Origin of the sequence: Streptomyces sp. NPDC006476 (genome assembly GCF_040612015.1) — a bacterium.
Classification (GTDB): Bacteria; Actinomycetota; Actinomycetes; order Streptomycetales; family Streptomycetaceae; genus Streptomyces; species Streptomyces griseorubiginosus_B.
Window position 1 is genome coordinate 216,826 of the sequence record NZ_JBEXPK010000009.1, and the last position, 19,454, is coordinate 236,279.

Here is a 19,454-nt window from a genome sequence, read left to right on the forward strand (position 1 = left end):
AAGCCGGTCACTCGGGCACCTGGCACATCTCCACCACGCGCAGCCCGAGTGACTGGCAGCGGATCAGCAGCCCGTACAGGTGTGCCTCGTCGACGACCGGGCCGAACAGGACGGTCTGGTCCGACATCACCACGTGATCGAGTTCGGGGAAGGCCTCGGCCAGGGTCGTGGACAGCTGACCGTCGACTCGGATCTCGTAGCGCTGCATGAGCCGGCCTCCCTCTGTGCGTTCAGTGCGTCAGCAAGATCTTGAGCGTGATGATCAGCAGACCGAGCACCAGGTTGACCACGGCGGTCGCGGTCACCAGCGGCCAGCCGGCGCCGGCGCGCCGGGCCGCCGCCATCGACCAGCCGATCTGACCCGCGACGGCGACGCAGAGCGCCAGCCAGAGCGCGCCCTGGATGTCCAGGCCCAGCAGCGGGCTGACCGCCACCGCCGCGGCCGGCGGCACCGCCGCCTTGACGATCGGCCACTCCTCCCGGCAGACCCGCAGGACGACCCGGCGGTCCAGTGCCTGCCGGGCCAGCCGGGCGCCGAACAGCTGGGCGTGCACATGCGCGATCCAGAACGCCAGGCCGGTCAGCAACAACAGCAGCACCAGTTCCGGGCGCGGGAACGAGTCCTGGGTGGCCGCCCCGACCACCACGGACGCGGCGAGCATGGAGCCGTAGACGCCGCCCGTGTAGTCGGAGGCGGCCCGGTGCTCCACGCTCCGGGCCCCCGGCATGATCCGGTCGGTGCGGGACATGACGGCCGCCCCCTTCTCAGCTCGTGCCGCCGACGGCCTGGGCCGCCGCTCCTGACTTCGGCTGCCGGGCCCGCGAGGCCGGGGCGCCCGGCAGGCCCGGGGTGACCAGGAAGCTCGCGAGGGTGATGCCGCCGGCGGCGAGGATCGCCGCCTTCAACCCCTGGAGCTGTGCGGAGGCATACGAGTCCGTGAGCGCGTCGACCTCGCCGGGCGGCAGTCCGGCGCGTTCGGCCGCCGTGCGCACCTGGTCGGTGGAGACGAAGCTGATGCCGGACTCGAGGGCCACACTCGTCTCGTGACGGGCCTGGTCCGACAGCTGCGGGTTGTTCTCCACCTGGGTGGTGAAGGCGTGGGCCAGCGCGCCGACGAGCAGCGAGCCGATGAGCGCGGTGCCCAGCGCCGAGCCCAGGTTCTGCGCCGTGAACTGCAGCCCGCCGACCTCGCTGCGCTCCTCCTCACCGACGCTGGACTGCACGACGTTGCCCAACTGGGAGGCGAGCAGCCCCATGCCGATGCCCAGCACGGCCATGGCGCCGGCGAACTGGGCGTCGTCGATGACGGGATCGATCGTGGCCAACAGCCAGATGATCGCCCCGGTCAAGCTCAGCAGCGCCAGCCGGACCACCCGGCGCGGGCCGACGACGCGCCCCAGCCGGGAGGCGACCGTCGAGGCCGCGAGCATGGTGACGGAGACCGGCAGCAGGCGCAGCCCGGTCTGGAACGCGTCGAAGCCCTGCACGACCTGCAGATAGAGCGGGATGGCGAAGAACAGGCCCAGCAGGATGAGGTTCTGGCTGAGCAGCGTCAGCAGCCCCGACCGCAGGGCCGGCCGACGCAGCAGCACCAGGTGGACCAGGGGGTCGGCCGCACGGGCCTCCCTCCGGTGCTCCCAGCGTACGAAGACGCCCAGGACCGCCACGCCGGCGCCGATGACGAACAGCGTCGGCGCGAAGCCGAACACGGTGAAGGGCGGGTTGCGGGGCTGCACCCAGCCCCAGGTGCCGCTCTGCAGCACGCCGAGCACGCCCAGGCCGAGGCCGGACGCCGAGAGCACGGCGCCGACGACGTCCAGGTGCGGGCGCGGACCGCTCCGCGGGACCTCCGCGATGGCCTTGCGGAAGAGCAGGACGGCGGCGACGACCACGACCTCGCCGGCGAAGACCAGCCGCCAGGTCAGGTACGTCGTCACCCAGCCGCCCAGTAGCGGGCCGACCGCGATCCCCGCGCCGGCGAGTCCGCCGACGACCCCGTAGGCGACGGCCCGCTCGCGCCCTCGGTACGACTCCGCGACCAGGGCCGCCATGGCCGGCAGCACCATGGCGGCACCGAGCCCCTCGATCACCGACCAGCCCACGGCGAGGACCCACAGGGTGGGGGCCAGCGCGGTGATGAGGGATCCGGTGCCGTAGACGGTCATGCCGAGCAGGAACACGCGGCGGCGGCCCCACATGTCCCCGAGCCGACCTCCGATGATCATGAACGCGGCCATGACCAGGGCGTACAGCGTGATGACCGCCTGAATGGCGGTGACCTCGGTGTCGAAGTCCTTGACCAGCTGGCTGATGGAGACGTTCATGACGGAGGTGTCCAGCACCATCAGGAACTGGGCCGTCCCCAGAACGATCAGAGCGCGCCAGTGTCGCATGATGTCCACCTCGCCGAAGTCGGCCCCGGGCGCAGGTTCCGCCCCTCCCATGGGAGCCGGTGGACCGGCCCGCCGCCTCACCCGCTGCGGGCGAGACGCGGTGGTCACGGCAGGTGGGCGCTTCGTCCTGTCGTCGCGCGCGCCGTCAGGACGGGCTGGTAATAGCCGCTGGTCTCGGGCGGGTGCCAGGTGACGTCCGTGAAACCGGCCCGGGCCGCCGCGTCCGCCACCTCGTCCCGGGTCGTCGCCCGGGAGGTGGTCCGCCGTACCCGCACCTGCCAGCCCGCTCCGTCGGGTACCAGTTGGAAGTACTCCTGGTCGTAGCGCTCGCCGTCCTCGTGCCAGTGCCACAGCTGGAAGGTGATCGACCGGCCGTCCGGACCGTGGGAGACCTGGGGCGGCGAGGAGGCGGGACGGGTGCGGCGCAGGTCGTCGTAGTCGCGGAGGGTGAGCAGGAGCAGGCCGTCGTCCCTCAGGACACGCCGCATGGCGCCGAGTGCCGCCGTCACGTCGGGGGCGGTCAGCAGGTGGGCGAGGGAGTTGTCGGCACAGACGACGACATCGAAGGCGGCCGTCCTGAAAGGGAGTTGCCGCATGTCCGCCGCCACAGCCGGAAGGTTCGTCCCGCGGGACGTGGCCTCTGCGGCGGCACGAGCGACGGCCACCGGGCTCAGGTCGCTGCCGACCACCCGGTGTCCGGCGCGGGCCAGGCCGATCGCCTGGGTGCCGATGCCGCAGGCGCAGTCCAGCAACCGGTGCGGACCCGGACCGAGTTCGCGGCGGATCATGGGGTCCAGCACGGCCGCCTGGCGGGCCATGCTCGCCTCCCAGTCCGGGAAGATGCGGTGGTAGTCGGCGGCGAGCGAGTCGTAGAAGTCCCGTGCCGAGCCGGTCACTCGTCGGTCGCCTCCAGCACCGCCATCGCCGCGTTGTGCCCCGGCACTCCGCTCACTCCCCCGCCGCGCACCGCGCCGGCACCGCACAGCAGCACGTTCGCGTGCCCCGTCTCCACGCCCCAACGGCCGCTGTCCGGACCGGAGTAGGGCCAGGAAAGCTCCCGGTGGAAGATGTTCCCGCCGGGCAGCCGCAGGTCGCGCTCCAGGTCCAGGGGGGTCTTCGCCTCGATGCAGGGGCGACCGTCGGCGTCGGTGGCGAGGCAGTCGGCGAGGGGTTCGGCGAGGTGGGCGTCGAGCTGGGCGAGGGTCGACTTGAGGAGTTCCTCGCGTACGGCGTCGTTGTCCCGGTCGAAGAGCCGGGCCGGGGTGTGCAGGCCGAACAGGGTGAGGGTCTGGTAGCCCTGCTCGACGAGGTCGGGGCCGAGGATCGTGGGGTCGGTGAGCGAGTGGCAGTAGATCTCGGAGGGTGGCGCGAGGGGCGGTCGGCCGGCGGCGGCCTGGGCGTGGGCGGTGGCGAGCTGCATGTAGCCCTCGGCGATGTGGAAGGTGCCGGAGAACGCCTCGCGGGGGTCCACCGACTCGTCCCGCAGCTTCGGCAGCCGCTTGAGCAGCATGTTGACCTTGAGCTGCGCGCCCTCGGCGGGAGCGGGCGGCACGTCCCCGGTCAGCCCGGCGAGGGCCTGCGGGGAGGCGCCCACCAGGACGTGCCGGGCGGCGACGGTGCCCTCCCCGTCGGCCGTGCGGTAGGTGATCTCGGCGGTTCGGCCGTCCGTGTCGATCCGTACCGCCTCGTGCCCGGTGGCGAGGACGGCACCCGCGTCGCGGGCGGCGCCCGCCAGGGCGTCGGTCAACGCGCCCATGCCGCCGACCGGCACGTCCCAGGCGCCCGTGCCGCCGCCGATGACGTGGTAGAGGAAGCAGCGGTTCTGTGCCAGGGACGGGTCGTGGGCGTCGGCGAAGGTGCCGATCAGGGCGTCGGTGAGGACCACGCCCCGCACCAGGTCGTCGGCGAAGCGGTCCTCGATGGCCACGCCGATCGGTTCCTCGAACAGGGTCCGCCAGGCTTCCTCGTCGTCGACGCGGCGGCGCAGCTCCTCCCGGTCCGGCAGCGGCTCGGTGAGCGTGGGGAAGACCCGCTCGGCGACGCGGCCGGTCATGCCGTAGAAGCGCTGCCAGGCCTCGTACTCCCGCTCGGAGCCGGTCAGCCGGGCGAAGGCCTCGCGGGTGCGCCGCTCTCCGCCGCCCACCAGGAGTCCGGTCGCCCTTCCGTCCCGTTCGACAGGTGTGTACGAGGAGATGGTGCGGGCGCGGACCCGGAAGTCCAGACCGAGATCCCGGACGATCTTCTTCGGCAGCAGGCTGACCAGGTACGAATAGCGCGACAGCCGAGCGTCGACCCCGGCGAACGGACGGGTGGACACCGCGGCTCCCCCGGTGTTCTCCAGCCGCTCCAGGACCAGCACGGAGCGCCCGGCCCGGGCCAGGTAAGCGGCGGCGACCAGGCCGTTGTGCCCTCCGCCGACGATCACGGCGTCGTAGGTGCGGTGCGTCGCGGGTCCCTCGTGTGCAGGCATGCTTCTTGGTAACACGCGATGATCGTCAGCGGCCAGGGGTGTACGGCGATACGGACCCCGGAGCGCTCACCGTCCGTGGGAGGCCCGCTGCTGGCGCAGTGCCGCCACCCGGCGGTACAGCTCGACGGCCTCGGCGCCCCGGCCGAGCTGTTCCAGGCAGTGTGCCTCGTCGTTGCGGCTGGCGAGGGTGTCGGGGTGGTCGGGGCCCAGGACGCGCTCGCGGGCGGCGGCCACCCGGCGGTACTCGGTCAGGGCGTCGGCCCAGCGGCCCAGCCACCCCAGGCCGACGGCGACCTCGCGGCGGCTGACCAGCGTGTCGGGGTGCTCGGGGCCGAGGACACGCTCGCGGATCGCGCAGACGTCGCGGGACTCGGCGAGGGCCTCCTCCCAGCGGCCGAGGCGGCCGAGGTTGACGCCGAGGCCGTGGCGGGCGCGCAGGGTCTCGGGGTGGGTGGGGCCCTGGACGCGGGTGCGGTCGTCGATCAGCTCGCGGTACAGGGTGAGGGCCTCCGCGCTGCGGCCGAGGCGGCCCAGGCTGATGCCGACCTCGTAGCGGGCGGCGAGGGTGTCGGCGTGGTCGGGGCCGAGGGCCCGGGCGCGGGCCTCGGCGACCTCGAGGTAGGTCTGCAGGGCTTCAGGCCAGCGGCCCAGCTGGCCGAGCGCGTAGGCGACCTCGTAGCGGGTGACCAGGGTGTCGGGGTGGTCGGGGCCGAGCACGCGGGCGCGGGCGGCGGCTACCTCGCGGGCCATGCGGTACGAGTCCTCCAGGCGCCCGAGTCTGCTGAGGTTGAAGGCGAGGTTGTGCCGGCAGCGCAGGGTGTCGGGGTGGTCCGCGCCCATCCCCCGCTCACGCGCGGCGAGCACCGACTTGTACACCTCGTGGGCGTCGAAGTGACGGCCCAACTGGCCCAGCACATACGCCATTTCCTGGCGGGCGGCGAGGGTGTCGGGGTGGTCGGCGCCCAGGGCGCGGGTTCTCGCGGCGGCCACGTGCTTGTACTCCTGCAGCGCCTCCGCGGCGCGGCCCGTGCGGCTGAGGGTGAAGGCGACCTCGTAGCGGCTGGCGAGGGTGTCGGGGTGGTCGGGGCCGAGCAGATGCGCGCGTTCGGCGGCGACCGCCCGGTGCACCTCGCCGGCCTCCGCCCAGCGCCCGAGTCTGCCGAGGCTCAGTCCGGCGTTGTGCCGTCCGGCCAGGGCGGCGAGCGTCTGCGGGGAGGGAGCGGAGGGCCGGTCGGGCGCCGGCTCCTCCGCGTGGCCGTGGGCCGGCCGGGCGATCCACTCGCCGGTCAGCCCGGCCCCGGCGTCCGGCGGGGTGGTGCTCAGCCCGGCTCCGGTGGCCTTGTGACCGGTGGTCATCCCGCGCGTCCAGGACGGCAGCCGGGCCTCGCGGGAGGGAGCCCGCTCCGGCGGCCGGAGCACCGGCTGCGGGGTCACCACGGTGGGCACGTACGTCGGTGTCGTCCGGCCCATGCTGATGCGCCGGCCCAATTCGCGGGCGTCGTGCGGGCGTTGTTCGGGGCGTTTGGCCAGCAGGTCGAGGATGACCTTGTCGAGGTATTCGGGCAGTTCGGGGCGTCGGCTGCGCGGCGGGCGGGGCGGGGTGTCGCGGTGGCCGACGAGGATGGCCCAGGCGTCGTCGAGGTCGAAGGGCGGGGCGCCGGTGGCGATCTCGTAGAGCACGCAGCCCAGCGAGTACAGGTCGCTGCGCTGGTCGACCTCGGAGCCGCCGATCTGCTCCGGGGACATGTAGTGCGGGGTGCCCATGGCGATGCCGGTGCCGGTGAGCCGGGAGGTGAAGCCGATGTCGTGGCCGAGGCGGGCGATGCCGAAGTCGCAGATCTTCACCGTGCCGTCGGTGAGGCGCATGATGTTGGCGGGCTTGAGGTCGCGGTGCACGATGCCCTGCCGGTGGGTGTAGGCGAGGGCGGCGGAGACCTGGTCGGCGATGTCCACGACGTCGGCCACGGGCAGCGGGTGGTGCTGGTTGTCCCCCAGGAGCTGGCTGAGGTTGCGGCCTTCCAGCAGTTCCATGACGAGATAGAGGACGCCGTCGTCCTCGCCGAAGTCGTGCACCACCGTCACCCCGCGGTGCTGCAGCGCGGCGGCCACGCGGGCCTCACGGCGGAAGCGTTCCCGCAGGACCCGGGTGAAGGCCTGGTCGTGGTGGGGGCCGAGGGGCTTGAGGCACTTCACGGCGACATGCCGGCCCAGCGACTCGTCCCGGGCCCGCCACACCTCGCCCATACCGCCCCGCCCGATCAGGTCGAGCAGCCGGTACCGGCCATGGATCAGCCTGCTGTCCCCCATCTCCCGCGATCGCCCCCCGTACGGTTCGCCCCACCCACCCCTGGCTCGTCCAGTATGGCCAGCTGTCGTCCGAGTTTGTACGGTGCGGGGCGCGCGCCCGGGCCGAGGCGCGCCATGGCCCGCAGGATGTGTTTGGGCGGGAGTTGCCAGCGCACACGTGCGGGAACGCAGCGCAGCAGGTTGCCCGTGGCACGCAGTCGCCGGGTGACGGTGGCGGGTTCCGGGGCCGGTCTGCCGTACAGCTCGTGGGCGTACGGCGGCAGGGCGGCGTACGCCAGGTGCGCCACGCGCCGCCACAGCACCTCGCGCGCCGGGACGAGAAGGGGGTGCGTCGGGGGGCGGAGCAGGAAGTCGTCCACTTCGCGTGCCTCGGGTCCGACGGCGAGCTCGGGTCGGACCTTCTCGAAGTAGGCGTTCATCTCTTGCTGGTTGGCGGGTACGGCGCCGGGGTCGAGGCCCACCAGGCGGGCGCTCGCCCGGTGTTCGCCGATGTAGCGGTCGGCCTCGGCGTCGGTGAGCCGGAACCCGGAGCGGCGCAGGACCTGCAGATAGGAGTCGATCTCGGCGCAGTGCACCCACAGCAGCAGCTCGGGTTCGTCGACGCCGTACCGCTCACCGGTGTCCGGGTCGGTGGCCGACAGCATGCTGTGGATCTTGCGGACGCGGGCGCCCGCGCGTTCGGCGGCCTCGGTGGTGCCATAGGTCGTCGTACCGACGAAGTCGGCCGTCCGCATCAGCCGGCCCCAGGCGTCCTTGCGGAAGTCGGAGTTCTGCATGACGCCGCGCACCGCGCGCGGGTGCAGGGCCTGGAGGTACAGCGCGCGGACGCCGGCGACCCACATCATGGGGTCGCCGTGCATCTGCCAGGTCACGGAGTCGGGGGTGAACAGCCCGGGATCGCCCATGACCGCAGTGTGACCAGGATTGGTAGTTGGCACCAGGGGGTGTTCGTGACCTGCACTGATGCCAACTGGATTCAGCAGCCGGATGCCCGCCTTCAGAGACACAGTTGGCACTTTGGTACATCGCAGGTCACGGGGTTTTCGCTGGGAGCACGCGGTCATCTGTCTCCGGACGGCGGGCTTGCGGGTGCGGCCGACGGACTCCAGCTCTAGGTGCAGCTTCTCTGTTGATTCGCGCGTCAGCCGGGCGGCGAGGCTCATCGGGCACCCCTCTTTATCTGGCGGACGATGGTCTCGTCAGTGATCTCGGTGTCGGCGGCGAGCAGGAACGCCTTGCTGAGGATCAGGGAGAGCCGGTCGTCCTCGAACGGCAGGAAGACCTTGCCGGTGCCCTTGCCGCGTGACGGGACGACGCACAGGTAGGCGTCGCCGGGCTCCATCAGGATGTTGGCCGAGCCCAGATGAATCCTGTACGTCGTCAGGTCCCCGCGGACCACCAGGAAACGGCCGTCGAGCGAGCACCGCCCGGCGATCTTCAGGCGCGGCAGGATCCGTTCCAGCGCCTCGCGGCGGACCTCCGCGCTCGCCGTCAGCGCACCGAACGTGGCCGAGCGCCAGTACACGGCATGGCGGTCCTCGCCCCGGTCGGTCCAATCGGGGTCGGCGGCGATCGACGTCACGCCGACGAAGAGGTCCACGTCGCGCATCGCCTCACTGAACACCAACGGGGGCACCTCCGCCAGCGGCACCTCCCGCCAACGTCTGCCGTCCCGCCTCTCGAAGCGGACCTGGTCCGTCGCGGCGTGCTCGGGCCCGTAGCCGCCGTCGTCGTCCGCGGCGGGCTCGTGGTGGAAGCAGGCCCGCCAGTCGCCGTCGCCGAACTCGGCCCGCGCCGTCCCGTCGTAGCCACCGTCGTGCCGGCCGAGGAAGTTGGCCTGCCAGCCGCGTTCCTTGAACAGGGCGTAGAGCTGCCCGTAGTGGACGATGTGGGCGGCGAACCGGTTGGAGTAGACGCCGGTCTCCTCCTCCGCCGGGGTGAGCAGGTAGATCTCCCGGAAGGCCTGTTTGAACGGCTGCCGCAGCCGCTCGGCGACGAGCCGCTCCCGCCACGCCCTGACCTCGTCCGCCGACGCCCGGATCGGATGCCACAACCGGACGCGCTCGGGCTCGCCGGGCGGCTCGGCCATCGGCGCCGCCGCACGCCACTCGCCGTCGGCATCGCCGACGTCGTGGAACTCCCAGATCAGGCCGCGGACGAGAACCCCGGTGACCGGATGGTCGCGGTAGTAGCTGCACCACTCGTCGTACGGCCACTCACGCCCGGCCGACATCAGCGCCTCGACGCGGGCCCGCTCGGCCGCCAGGGTCCCCCGCACCTCCTTGGCCAGGGCCTTCAACTCCTGGAGCTCGCCCGGGAAGCCGTCCTTCACTGCCGCCGGAGCGGTGCGGGTGGTCCCCCCGTCGGGGCGTGTGAAGGTGAGCCGCACGGTCGACGCGCCCTCGATCGCCACCCGTACCCGGTGTCCGCCCAACTCCCGTTCCAGTGAACCGTCCGGCGCCAGGCCGTGGTCCGGCACGCTGCGCTCGATGAGCTGCCCGGCCGTGATGCCCTGCTTCCCCGCTGCCGTCACCAGGGCGGTGTCGAGCTGCTTGCGCAGAGCCCGGTGCTTGATCCGGGACCGCAACCGCCACAGGGTCTCCAGGGAGGCCGGATCACCGGTCTCGGCCAGCGCGTTGACCGCCGCGCCCGCGAGCTTGAGGTCCTCGATCACGCCGTTTCCGTGGCCACCGGTCCGCAGAGCGAGCGCGCCGAGATGTCGCACCGCGGCCGGGCCGCCGGTCAGCGCGGCCGCCCAGACGACGCCGCGCGCCAGATCGCCGTCGTTCTGGTGGACGACGTAGTGGTAGTGGTGATCGCCGTGGATCCAGCCGGTGTGCGCACCGCTGTCCGTGCTGCACAGGACCTCGTCCCCGGCGAGCGACCGCAGGACATCGGCCACCGTGTCCCGCGCCGACGCCGCGTCCGCGAGTTCGAGGCACGTCCCCCGCCACCTCTGCGTGGGACGCGGCCCCGACAGGCTCACCAAGTGCCGTACAAAGCCGGCCAGTTCCGGTGTCGGTGAGGTCTTCGCACGGTCCCTCAGCGGGGCTGCCCACGGCGCGTCGGCGGGGATGAGTCCCTCGGGGATGTGCGCCTCGTCCACGCTCGCGAGCAGCGCGCGGAGGCGCTGCACCAGCGACGTGCGCAGGCGCGACTCGACCGTGGCGCCCATGAGCTGCGTGTGGGCGTGCCGCAGCCAGGGCGTGACCGCACGGCGGTCGTTGGCGTCGAGCTGGTCGACGGCGTTCAGCACCAGCCCCAGCGCATGGGTGAACCGGTAGCCCTTGGCGTACTCGGTGGCGCGGAGCAGCAGCACCGCGACTTCGTCGGGCGTCCAGCCGCGCACCCCCGAGATCAGGGGCTCGATCTCGGCGTCGTACTGCCACCAGCTCGTGTTGTCGAAGCGGGTGGCCATCATGAGGCACAGGACCGCGGCCCTGCCCTCCTCGTCCGTGCAGGCCGCGAGCCGTGCGTCGATCCCGGCCTGGGTCGCCGCGCCCGCCGCCCTGTATCGCCGGAACGCGTGCCCCATGAACCGACGGAACTCGGACCGCTGACTTTCCAGGAGGTCGACGAGCCATCGGACGCGGTCGAGCGCAGCGGACCTTACGTCGTCGAGCGAGTCGTTCCGGCGGGATTCGGCCACCAAGGCGTCGTACAACATGCCGGGATGATGGCAGAGGGGACTGACAGTGAGCGGAAGGGCGCCCTCGGCGTCCGGTGCTCCCGTCATCTCAACGTCTGGGGCACAGCTTGACGCGCTGACTCACCCACGACGCGTCGTTGCCTCAGTCTCGTCGAATGCGCCGCCGACTGGAGTGCCGCCGAGTCGACCGCGCAGAACGAAGTCAGCTTGCACGGCTACACCGGACTGGAGCAGCTTTTGGTCCACCACCGGGGTTTGTCCGGAAGACGAGACCACAACACTGATGTACCCCTCTGGCAGCCCGGTCACGGCGTACTCTCCCTCCGCGTTTGTCGAAGTCCGAACCAACTGCCGGCCGCGAGTGTCGATGACAGTTACTGCGGCATGGCGCACGGGTCGCTGCTGGGCGTTGCGGACGGTGCCGAAAAGCATGGGCACCGACTCGCCGAAGTGGTGATGGTGGTGGACCGGGAGCGCAGTGGGCGTGGGCGCCTCCACAGAGGGGTCCTCTACCGGTGGCTCCTCGACATCTTCCTCGGCGTTCAAGCCCTGTTGCGCAACCTGGCTGTGATGCCGCCAGGCATCGAGGCCCAGCAGAGCCAGGCCCACTGTGATCCATGCGCAGAGTACGAGGATCGGCCTGAGCACCCCGGCACCGTTGAAATAGAGGAATCCGCGCAGAGCGTCCACCGCGTTCCCCAGCGGCATGACGTCGTGCAGGTACTGGAAGAACGTCGGTAGCATCGCCACGGGTGCGACACCACTGCTGGGAACGCTGAGCACGATGAACAGGCCCATGCCCACCGCGGGGAAGAACTGTTTGGTGAAGGGTGCAATGCCGGAGGAGAATGCGGCCACCGCTGTGGTGAGCAAGAAGGCGACCACCATGGCTGAGGGGTCGTCGGGAAGATAGCCCAGTCCGACTCCTGCCAGGAAGCCCACGGAGCTGAGGAGGGCGGAAAGGCCCATTACTGTCAGCAGTTTCCGGCGCCGGTTGAAGGTCACCGCTCGCAGCAGCGTGGTCGCGAGTATGTAGCCTGGAATGCTCCAGGCGACTCCGAAGTAGACCAGGGTGGTACCCATCTGGTCTTTTGCCACCGTGGGCGCCACGTCCTCGACTTGCAGCTTCACGCGGTCGTGCGCAGCGATTGCGCCGAAGTCCTTGATGAGAGCCTCCTCGAGTGATGCTCCGTTGGCCTTGGCCACGTAGAGCACACCGTGTATGCGTCCGGGGACGTACCCCGCCACGGCATCGCGGTCGAGTACTGCTCGGCGGGCTACCTGGCGGTCGGCCACGGCCGTGACGTCGAACCCGCCGGGATGCTGTCGCCGCAGAGCTGTCTCGCTCCCGGAGTCCGGTGCGCTGTGAGCAACTACGACTTTCGCATTGTGGGGCTGAGGCGCGTGCAGAGCAGGTGCGAAACAGAAGAGCAGGCCGAGGAAGAGGACCGTGGGGAACCACAAGGCTTCGGCCAAAGTCCTGGCCGGGTGAACTTCCTGAGAGAGCTTGATCCGGTGTCTCACAGATTCACGCCCGGGACGCATCGATGAATGCCGTACTTGCAGGACTCATTATCGAACGGATGCGGGCTGCTGCCTTGGCCTCGCCGCCCGTGGCGGCTGACCAGTCCGGCGCTGTCCCCAGCACGTACTTGTGCGCCGGGCCCTCTCAAACCGAGCGAACGTTCATGCATGCGGACCCCATGCTTTGTGGTCCTCTGCGGTGGAGCCAGCTCCATGGCGCCTTCTCCGTTCCTCGCACCTGACTGCCGTCATTGCACGCGCTCATTACTGTACCGATCGGAACATCTATACCTCGTGGAGCCTACGCGTACCGATCGGTACAGTCAAAACGCACCTAGACCCGCCGGCGTCGAAAGCCGAACCACTGGCGCAGATCGTCGGCCGCCTCCAGCAGTTCGGCTCGGCTCACGCAGATACAGCTGAGCCCGCCCGCCGAGATTCCTCGGCACGACCAAACGCCGCCTGCGCGGGGGCGGCGGGCGGCGGGCGTGACGACAGTGCCCTGATCGGCCGGGACACCGACACTCCTCACGACCGCGGCACCCGTCCCTCTGTCCTCACTGACGCGATCGCCTGATCAACGTACCGACTGGAACGTCAACACTGTGCGACCCTATGCGTACCGACCGGTACAGTCCGGGGCATGCCCCGACCAGTCAATGTCGAAAAGCGCGCCGAGTTGCTGCGGGAAGTGGTGGCGCACCTTCAAGACCACGGACTCGCGCAGATGTCGCTGAGCCCGCTCGCCGAATCCATCGGCACCACCAAACGCATGCTTCTGTACTACTTCGGCAGTCGCGAGAACCTCCTGGCGCAGGCACTGAACGCCAACCGCCCCGATGCCCATGCGATGTTCGACGACGTCCACGACACCGCAGGGCTGCGTCGGGCCGCCCGCACGTTGTGGGAGGCGATGACCGTCGGGGAGCAGTCCGGACCGATTCGCATGCTCTTGCAGCTGTTGAGCCTGGCCGTCACGGACCCGCAGCAGTACGGCGAGCTGGCCGCCGACACCGTTGAGGTCGTGATCGGGCCGATCGCCGACGCGTACGTCCGGCTGGGACACCCACCGGAGCAGGCACGAGCCGCAGCCACGCTGCTCGTTTCGGGCCTGCGCGGATTGTGCCAGGACCGCCTGGTGACCCACGACGTCGCCCGCACCGACGCGGCAGCCGATCGTCTCATCGACGGAGCCACCGCAGTGCCCCGCTGACCCACGGCACCGAGCACCCACCGCTCCCGAAATTCTTCTCCCATCGGAAGCGCGTAAAGGCAGACTCCGACACGCCGATCCGGACGGCGTGAGTGCTGCGGCGGCTGCAGCTCAGTTCGCATCATCCGGTTCGGGTCGCAAGGTCGTGGCCGTCCCGGTGGCCATGTCCTCGTCGGCCACGCCTTCGGGGGCCGACGCCGCAGAACCCTCGTACCGCGGCGGAGCGATCACGAGACGGGAGGGCGGGGACGAACGACGCCTGGGGTGCCGGCGCTTTCTCGCGGCCCCCGTTGGCGATGACGACGGCGATGTAGGGCAGACCTATGCCGAGGACCAGCGCGACAAGCGCAACGGGCCGTTCGACGTTCCACAGAGTGGCAGCCAGGATCACCGACACCGTACGCACCGACATGGCAATGACGTAGCGTCGCTGTCGACCGCGGACGTCCTCGTTCAGCCCCTTGCGCGCCGCGGTGATCCGGAAGACCTGGACGTTGTTCTGCTTGCTGATCACGCTTCATCGCCTGCCTGTCTTGGCACTTCCTTCAACCCGCGTCTCTCACAGGAGAACGTCGTGGACGGTCGAGCGCATAGCTACGGGCGAGTTTCCTGTCGACGAGGACATACCTGCTGTACGTATTGACAGCATCGCCGCCGCATCTGTGACACAGTCCCCGCGAAGGCCCTCACCAGGGGCGGGCCGGGTGGACCGAACTCGCCGTCCCCTCCGCGACGGGCAGCAAAGACAGGAGTTGCAGTTTGGTGTGGCTCTCCGTGCCCGGTACTGCTGTGTAGACCACGAGCCGCTGCGACTGCTCTGGGTCCACGAGCGCCTGGCAGTGCAGTTCAAGCGCCCCGACCTGTGAGTGCAGAAAGCGTTTGGAGGCGCAGTGGGGCCCCAGGACGAGGTGCTCGTGCCACAGTGCGGCGAATTCGGGGCTCTCCTGGTTGAGTGCGTCGACGAGCTTCGCGGCACGGGAGTTCTCGCCGTCATGTGTGTAGGCGACGTGGAGGTCCGCTGCCATCAGACGGCTCTGTGCGGCGTGGTCGCTGTCGGGGTGTACGAGCCGGGAGGCCGGATCCGTGAACCAGCGGTAGTGGGCGCTGCGCGGCAAGCCCGTGTAGGCGGTCTCGTCGCCCAGCAGCGCAACCGCGGGCCGCGTTTGCTTCAGGGTTTCGCCGAGCTGGTTCATCACCCGGGCGGGGGTGTCTTCCAGGCGGTCCAGGATGCGCATCATTCCTGGACTGATGTGGTCACCGCGCCGTATCCGGCGAGGTGCGGTGTGGCCGGCGATCCGAAACAGATGGTCTCGCTCCTCCAACGACAGATGCAGACCTCGCGCTATTGCGGTAAGCACCTGTTCAGAAGGCTGAGGGCCCCGCGGTTGTTCGAGCCGGCCGTAGTAGTCGACTGATATGTCGCACAGTGCCGCGACTTCCTCGCGGCGCAGTCCAGCGGTGCGCCTGCGACGTCCACGGGGCAGACCCACGTCCTCAGGCTGCAGTGCCTCTCGGCGGGCCCGCAGGAACGCCGCCAGTGCTGCTCGGTCCGCCATGGCTTCGCCTTCTCATTCATACGGGGCCGTGCCGACTTCCACGGGGTGTCGGCTCCGGGATGCCGGGATGCCGGGATGCCGGGGGAGAAGGAGCATCCCGGCCGGTTTGCCGAGAATCGCGCTGCGAGCCACCGCGATGGCGTGCTTGCCGGCGAGGCCGACGTCGTACGCCTGCGAACGAAGCCACCGCCAGCATGATCACCGCAGGATGACCTTACTGACGGCAGTCGGACATCGTTGGGTCACGCGGTCGAAGCTCCCGCGAGAACGGTCAGTTGTCTTCCCAGTGCCGCGTGGCGGTGGTCGCGGTGACGTCACTGGCGTAGACGAGTGCCACGCGGTGGTTGTACTGGATCGTGTACATCTTCTTGCTGCCGATGACGACCGTTCCGGATGAGGCGAAGTAGTCGTCGGTGGCCGTCGCCGGCTGGGTGGCGACGTAGGCCTGGCCCGCCGGGACCGAGTACATGCTCAACGGTGCTTGCGTCGACGCGCCCAGGCCGGCGGGGTACTCGGACTTGTCCGGGTAGCTGGATCCGTAGACGGCCACGGATGTGGTGCCTGCGGGCTTGATGATCTTCACGCCGTAGACGGGCCGGGTGTTCTTGCCTCCGGGGTTGTGAAACCAGACCTTGGCGCCGCTGTACCAGACGGCAGTCCAGTCGCCCTGAACCTCGGCGACGACGAACTGCTGGCCGGCCTGTGCGGTGCTGCCCCAGTCGTTGATTCGATTCGTGCCGGCAGCAGTCCCGTGGATCGTCTGGTCACCGAAGAGAGGTGCCTCCACGTCGGGAGCGGTGCGCAGGTACACGAAGTTCGACGCTTGCTGCTTGTCCGTGCAGGACGTCATGGCGCCCGTCGGATCGTCGGACGGGCAGACCTGGACCGTCTGCACATTGTCGTCGAAGGGCGGGTCGATGGATACGACCGAGCCCTCGGACGGAACGCTGGGCACTCCGCTGACGGGGCGGCCGAGCAGGCGCATGAAGTGGTCCCAGTCCCAGCCGTTGCCTGGATCCCAGTGCATGCCGGGCACCAGCGAGGAGTTCGGCCCGGCAACGTTGTCGTGGCCCAGGATGTGCTGACGGTCCAGGGGGATGTCGAAACGGTCCGCGAGGTACGTCACGAGGTCGGCCGTGGCCTGGTACTGCGCCTCGGTGTACCAGGTCGCGCCCTGCACGGCGTATCCCTCATGCTCGATGCCGATGGAGTGCAGGTTCGTTGAGTAGTTTCCCGCGTGGAAGGCGATGCTCTTCGTGGGCACCATCTGCGTCACCGCGCCGTCCGAGGACCGCATCACATAGTGCGTCGAGGCGACGTTCTTCGGGTCTGCGAGTCCCGCGACCCCGGAGTCGTAGGAGCCCTCCAGGTCGTGGATCACGATGGTGTCGATCCGTATGCCATTGGCGGGCCGGTTCGAGACCTGGCCGCCGGCCGGCGAGCCGGCGACAAACGTGCAGGCCACGGTCGACGGACATTCAGTGGCGGCGTCTGTCGTGGCCTTGAGCCGCAACTGGTCGATCTGCGCATCTGCAGTCCGCACCGAAGGCGTGGCTTTCAGCCGGACCTGCTGACCGTCGTCGGTGACACGGGCAGCTCCGCTGCGGATGGTGCCGTAGACGCGGTTCGCGAAGCGAACGGCCCCCTGTCTCTGGGGCGACTGGCTGTAGCGGGCCACGGCGCCGTACCACTGCGACGGGTCTGCCGGCGTGCCGTCGGTTACCTGCTTCGCGTAGGAGGCAAGGAGCGCCGCACCGCCTCGAATGTTCTCTGCGGGGTCGTTCCGCAGTGTCTCCGCGCTCTGTCCGGTGAGTTTCGCGGCAGCCTGCAGCGTGTGCAGGGCCGGATTCGAGGCGAGGGAGGCAAGGTCACTGCGTCCCGCGGCACCCGCGTCACCTCCGGCGAGCATGGCCGGGGTGACGTCGGTGAGGTGCATGAGTCCAAAACCGCCGTCGGTGCTGGGCTGTGCGCCGTGTGACTGCCACCCCGACTCCTGGTAGGCCACGCCGAGCAGGACGCTGACGGGAACGTGGTACTCGGCGGCTGCCGCTGTGAAGTCCTGCTGCCGGGAGTCGCCGTGGGAGTCGCTGGCACCGTCGGCCAGCGCGGTGAACGGCACGGTAGCAAGGCCCCCGGCTACCAGCGCGCCGATCGCAAGAACGACCGAGGGACGGAGCCGCACTCTTCTTTTGTGCAAGATGCTGATCCTTATGCGGTTGAAAACCTGTCGAAGAAGCCACCGCCGGGCGGTCGAGCAGCCCAATCGCTGGAACGGTCCGGAGGCGCCGATGCCAACATGACAGGCCAGCCAGGCGAGTTGTGACACCGATGCTACGGATCGGAACGCCTTGCGGTGCCGGGACCTCGACCCGCCGGCCCAGCAGCACAGATGGCCGGCCACCCCTCAGCGATCGCGCCAGTCGGGGCGATCACTCCCCCTCCGGCGGCTGCTGTACTGCTGCAGCAGTGTGTCCGCCGCAATCAGCGCCTGCTCGGCGGTACGCACTCCGGTCATGACACACAGCGTGTACTTCGCGTCCTCCAGAGCCCGGCTGGTCCGGCCCGTGGGACAGACGTCGTACTCGATCCGCGCTTGCGCGAACCGGGCAAGCGCAATACGCACTTCCTTCTCCACAGGAACAATCACTGCGGTTCCCTCTCCCTCTTGCAGCACAATCCTTCAGGCGCCCTTATTCCTCAGGCATGTTGACCAACCGCAGGCCAACTCCCCCAACAGAGGGCGCAAAAAGAGCCCGCCTTCACACGCACCGATGCGGCGATACGGCGGCTCACTTGGACACCCTCACACAAGGACCACCCAGAGCACCTGTTTGTGACACCACGGCGGGAGGGACGCGTTTCTACGCGCCGGCCGCTCGCCAACACGGTGTCACACCGGGGGCAGGCACTCGGTCTCTATGGTCGGGCTGCCCCGGTCAGAGCTCAAAGTCCCTTCCTGACTACGGATTTACTGTGGCACGACCGAAACTCGAGCGCAGAGACACACGGGACAACATCTCATGGTGCGTTTCATGGATAAATCAAAGGTCCAATCCAGGCGCGGGACTTTCGCGAGACGCATCTGGTTCCAGAGGCTGCCCGACCAGCCGACGATAACGACCCCCCGCCTCCGGCACTCCGAGGCCTTCCTCAACGCCGAACGTGCACGCCTTGCCGCCCAGCCGGGTCTTGGATTTGCCGGGCTACTGGTAGTCGTTCCAGTGGCCGCACTGCTCGCCTTCGGTCCGGACGGCGCCGAGAGTGCGGTGGTCGTCCTTTCGCCACTGATGACGTTCGCACTTCCGGTTCTCTCCATGGTCGCGTTCTGGTGGGAGGACTGGCCGGGTTCGACCCTGCGCCCTGGTTGGTCGGCCCTTGTGGACACGCTTCTGATTGCAGCGGCGGGTGTTGCCCTGGCGGCCGTCGGCCAGGTGATCGTGGGCCATTTCGACGTGTCCGGCCTCTTCGACCCCAGTCGGGAACTCGGCAGCGCACCCTTGTACCCCGCCGCGATACCGCTGGGACTCACGATCTTCACCGCGATGCTGCAACTCACCCTCGTGTGCGAGGGCTGGCCGTTCAAGCGATTGCCCAGGCTGGTCGCGGGTTTCGCCGCGCTGGCACTCTCCTGGGGACTGGCTCTCCTCGTGCAGTACACGGCGTACGGATTCCGGGCGCCGGCGGGCTCCGGCCTGATCAGTCAGGATGGTCCCTTCTCGCACGAGGACCTCAGTGCCGTGTTCGCACTGTGCGGGGCGTGGCAGGTTTGGTTCTTCATCGTCTGGCGAGGCTGGCCGTTGAACAAACTCGGCCGGCGATGGCTGCGGATCACTCTGGGGAATCTGCTCGTGTTCGCCGGAACGGCGTTCAGCTTCGCACTGCTCGACGGTTTGTTCGGCGTGGCGGCACACACCATCCTTGCGACCGTTACCAGTTTCAGCGCAGCCGGGCTGCTGGTGGCCATGCTCTTCGAGGGAGCCTTCCGCTCCCGGAAGTCCGCCGCGTGGGAGCGGGCGACGACTCTCTGCGTCTCGGTGGTCGTGGGTGCCGGGCTCTTCGGCGGGCTGATCACCTATGCGGGCACGCTCACCTGGACGACCTCGAGTGCCGAGGGATGGGTGTCCCATGTCTGCGTGAACGCCCTGGGCTCGGGCGTGCTTTTGCATGTGGGTGTCAGCCGCCGTTGGCCGCTGAAGGGTGCGACCACGCCCGTGCAGCGGTCGGCAGCACATCCGCCGGCCGGTGATCCGGGGTTGAGCAGTTCGGCACCCTGACAATGCCGGAACTACCTTTGCGTCCCCGAACCGGAGCCCACCGTGACATCATCATTTCGGCCTTGAT

15 protein-coding genes and 1 pseudogene are annotated in these 19,454 nt (G+C 69.6%); 2 read left to right on the forward strand and 14 right to left on the reverse strand.

Translation table 11 applies throughout. From position 1 onward, the window contains the following. Nucleotides 1-7: 7 nt before the first annotated feature. From ABZZ74_RS13040 to ABZZ74_RS13080, 9 genes are all read right to left on the reverse strand, one after another. Nucleotides 8-208 (reverse strand): hypothetical protein, encoded by a 201-nt coding sequence (locus ABZZ74_RS13040; protein WP_356764122.1) that lies wholly within the window; start codon nucleotides 206-208, stop codon nucleotides 8-10. Between the two features lie 22 nt (nucleotides 209-230). Then, nucleotides 231-749 carry a hypothetical protein gene (locus ABZZ74_RS13045; protein WP_356764124.1) on the reverse strand — a complete coding sequence of 173 codons (519 nt, stop codon included), beginning with the start codon at nucleotides 747-749 and terminating at the stop codon, nucleotides 231-233. 16 nt (nucleotides 750-765) lie between these two features. Beyond that, a complete protein-coding gene (locus tag ABZZ74_RS13050) occupies nucleotides 766-2,394 on the reverse strand; it encodes an MFS transporter (RefSeq protein ID WP_356764126.1) in 1,629 nt (542 codons plus the stop codon). A gap of 104 nt (nucleotides 2,395-2,498) precedes the next feature. Beyond that, a complete protein-coding gene (locus ABZZ74_RS13055) occupies nucleotides 2,499-3,290 on the reverse strand; it encodes a class I SAM-dependent methyltransferase (RefSeq protein ID WP_356764128.1) in 792 nt (263 codons plus the stop codon). Beyond that, entirely contained in the window at nucleotides 3,287-4,864 is a 1,578-nt protein-coding gene (locus tag ABZZ74_RS13060) for an NAD(P)/FAD-dependent oxidoreductase (RefSeq protein ID WP_356764130.1), read from the reverse strand. Before ABZZ74_RS13060 ends, ABZZ74_RS13055 begins: the two co-directional genes overlap by 4 nt. 66 nt (nucleotides 4,865-4,930) lie before the next feature. Then, on the reverse strand, nucleotides 4,931-7,171 hold the full coding sequence (locus ABZZ74_RS13065; RefSeq protein ID WP_356764132.1) for a serine/threonine-protein kinase: 2,241 nt from the start codon (nucleotides 7,169-7,171) through the stop codon (nucleotides 4,931-4,933). Continuing rightward, complete coding sequence (locus tag ABZZ74_RS13070; protein ID WP_356764134.1) at nucleotides 7,153-8,076, reverse strand: oxygenase MpaB family protein; 924 nt, start codon at nucleotides 8,074-8,076, stop codon at nucleotides 7,153-7,155. The genes ABZZ74_RS13065 and ABZZ74_RS13070 overlap by 19 nt, the downstream gene beginning before the upstream one ends. A 254-nt stretch (nucleotides 8,077-8,330) precedes the next feature. Then, a complete protein-coding gene (locus tag ABZZ74_RS13075) occupies nucleotides 8,331-10,838 on the reverse strand; it encodes a DUF4132 domain-containing protein (protein WP_356764136.1) in 2,508 nt (835 codons plus the stop codon). 102 nt (nucleotides 10,839-10,940) lie between these two features. Then, nucleotides 10,941-12,344: a carboxypeptidase regulatory-like domain-containing protein gene (locus tag ABZZ74_RS13080; protein ID WP_356764138.1), complete on the reverse strand. Its 1,404-nt coding sequence runs from the start codon at nucleotides 12,342-12,344 to the stop codon at nucleotides 10,941-10,943. A gap of 643 nt (nucleotides 12,345-12,987) precedes the next feature. Between ABZZ74_RS13080 and ABZZ74_RS13085 the strand changes: the two genes are divergently transcribed. Next, the gene (locus ABZZ74_RS13085; RefSeq protein WP_356764140.1) at nucleotides 12,988-13,557 is read left to right on the forward strand and encodes a TetR family transcriptional regulator; all 570 of its coding nucleotides are present in this window, start codon (nucleotides 12,988-12,990) and stop codon (nucleotides 13,555-13,557) included. A 121-nt stretch (nucleotides 13,558-13,678) separates the two neighbouring features. On the opposite strand, the gene ABZZ74_RS13090 is transcribed toward ABZZ74_RS13085, so the two are convergent. From ABZZ74_RS13090 to ABZZ74_RS13110, 5 genes and pseudogenes are all read right to left on the reverse strand, one after another. Further along, nucleotides 13,679-14,071, reverse strand: a complete 393-nt coding sequence (locus ABZZ74_RS13090; RefSeq protein ID WP_356764142.1) for a DUF3099 domain-containing protein — start codon at nucleotides 14,069-14,071, stop codon at nucleotides 13,679-13,681. 172 nt (nucleotides 14,072-14,243) lie between these two features. Beyond that, nucleotides 14,244-15,113 carry a helix-turn-helix transcriptional regulator gene (locus ABZZ74_RS13095; protein WP_356764144.1) on the reverse strand — a complete coding sequence of 290 codons (870 nt, stop codon included), beginning with the start codon at nucleotides 15,111-15,113 and terminating at the stop codon, nucleotides 14,244-14,246. Nucleotides 15,114-15,191: 78 nt separating this feature from the next. Further along, nucleotides 15,192-15,284, reverse strand: a pseudogene (locus ABZZ74_RS13100) (bifunctional 5,10-methylene-tetrahydrofolate dehydrogenase/5,10-methylene-tetrahydrofolate cyclohydrolase); the annotation flags it as partial. 100 nt (nucleotides 15,285-15,384) lie between these two features. Next, nucleotides 15,385-17,310 (reverse strand): N-acetylmuramoyl-L-alanine amidase, encoded by a 1,926-nt coding sequence (locus ABZZ74_RS13105; protein WP_356764146.1) that lies wholly within the window; start codon nucleotides 17,308-17,310, stop codon nucleotides 15,385-15,387. A gap of 207 nt (nucleotides 17,311-17,517) precedes the next feature. Continuing rightward, complete coding sequence (locus ABZZ74_RS13110; RefSeq protein ID WP_356764148.1) at nucleotides 17,518-17,760, reverse strand: DUF5133 domain-containing protein; 243 nt, start codon at nucleotides 17,758-17,760, stop codon at nucleotides 17,518-17,520. A gap of 574 nt (nucleotides 17,761-18,334) precedes the next feature. Between ABZZ74_RS13110 and ABZZ74_RS13115 the strand changes: the two genes are divergently transcribed. Then, complete coding sequence (locus tag ABZZ74_RS13115) at nucleotides 18,335-19,387, forward strand: hypothetical protein (RefSeq protein ID WP_356764150.1); 1,053 nt, start codon at nucleotides 18,335-18,337, stop codon at nucleotides 19,385-19,387. The last annotated feature ends 67 nt before the right edge of the window (nucleotides 19,388-19,454 follow it).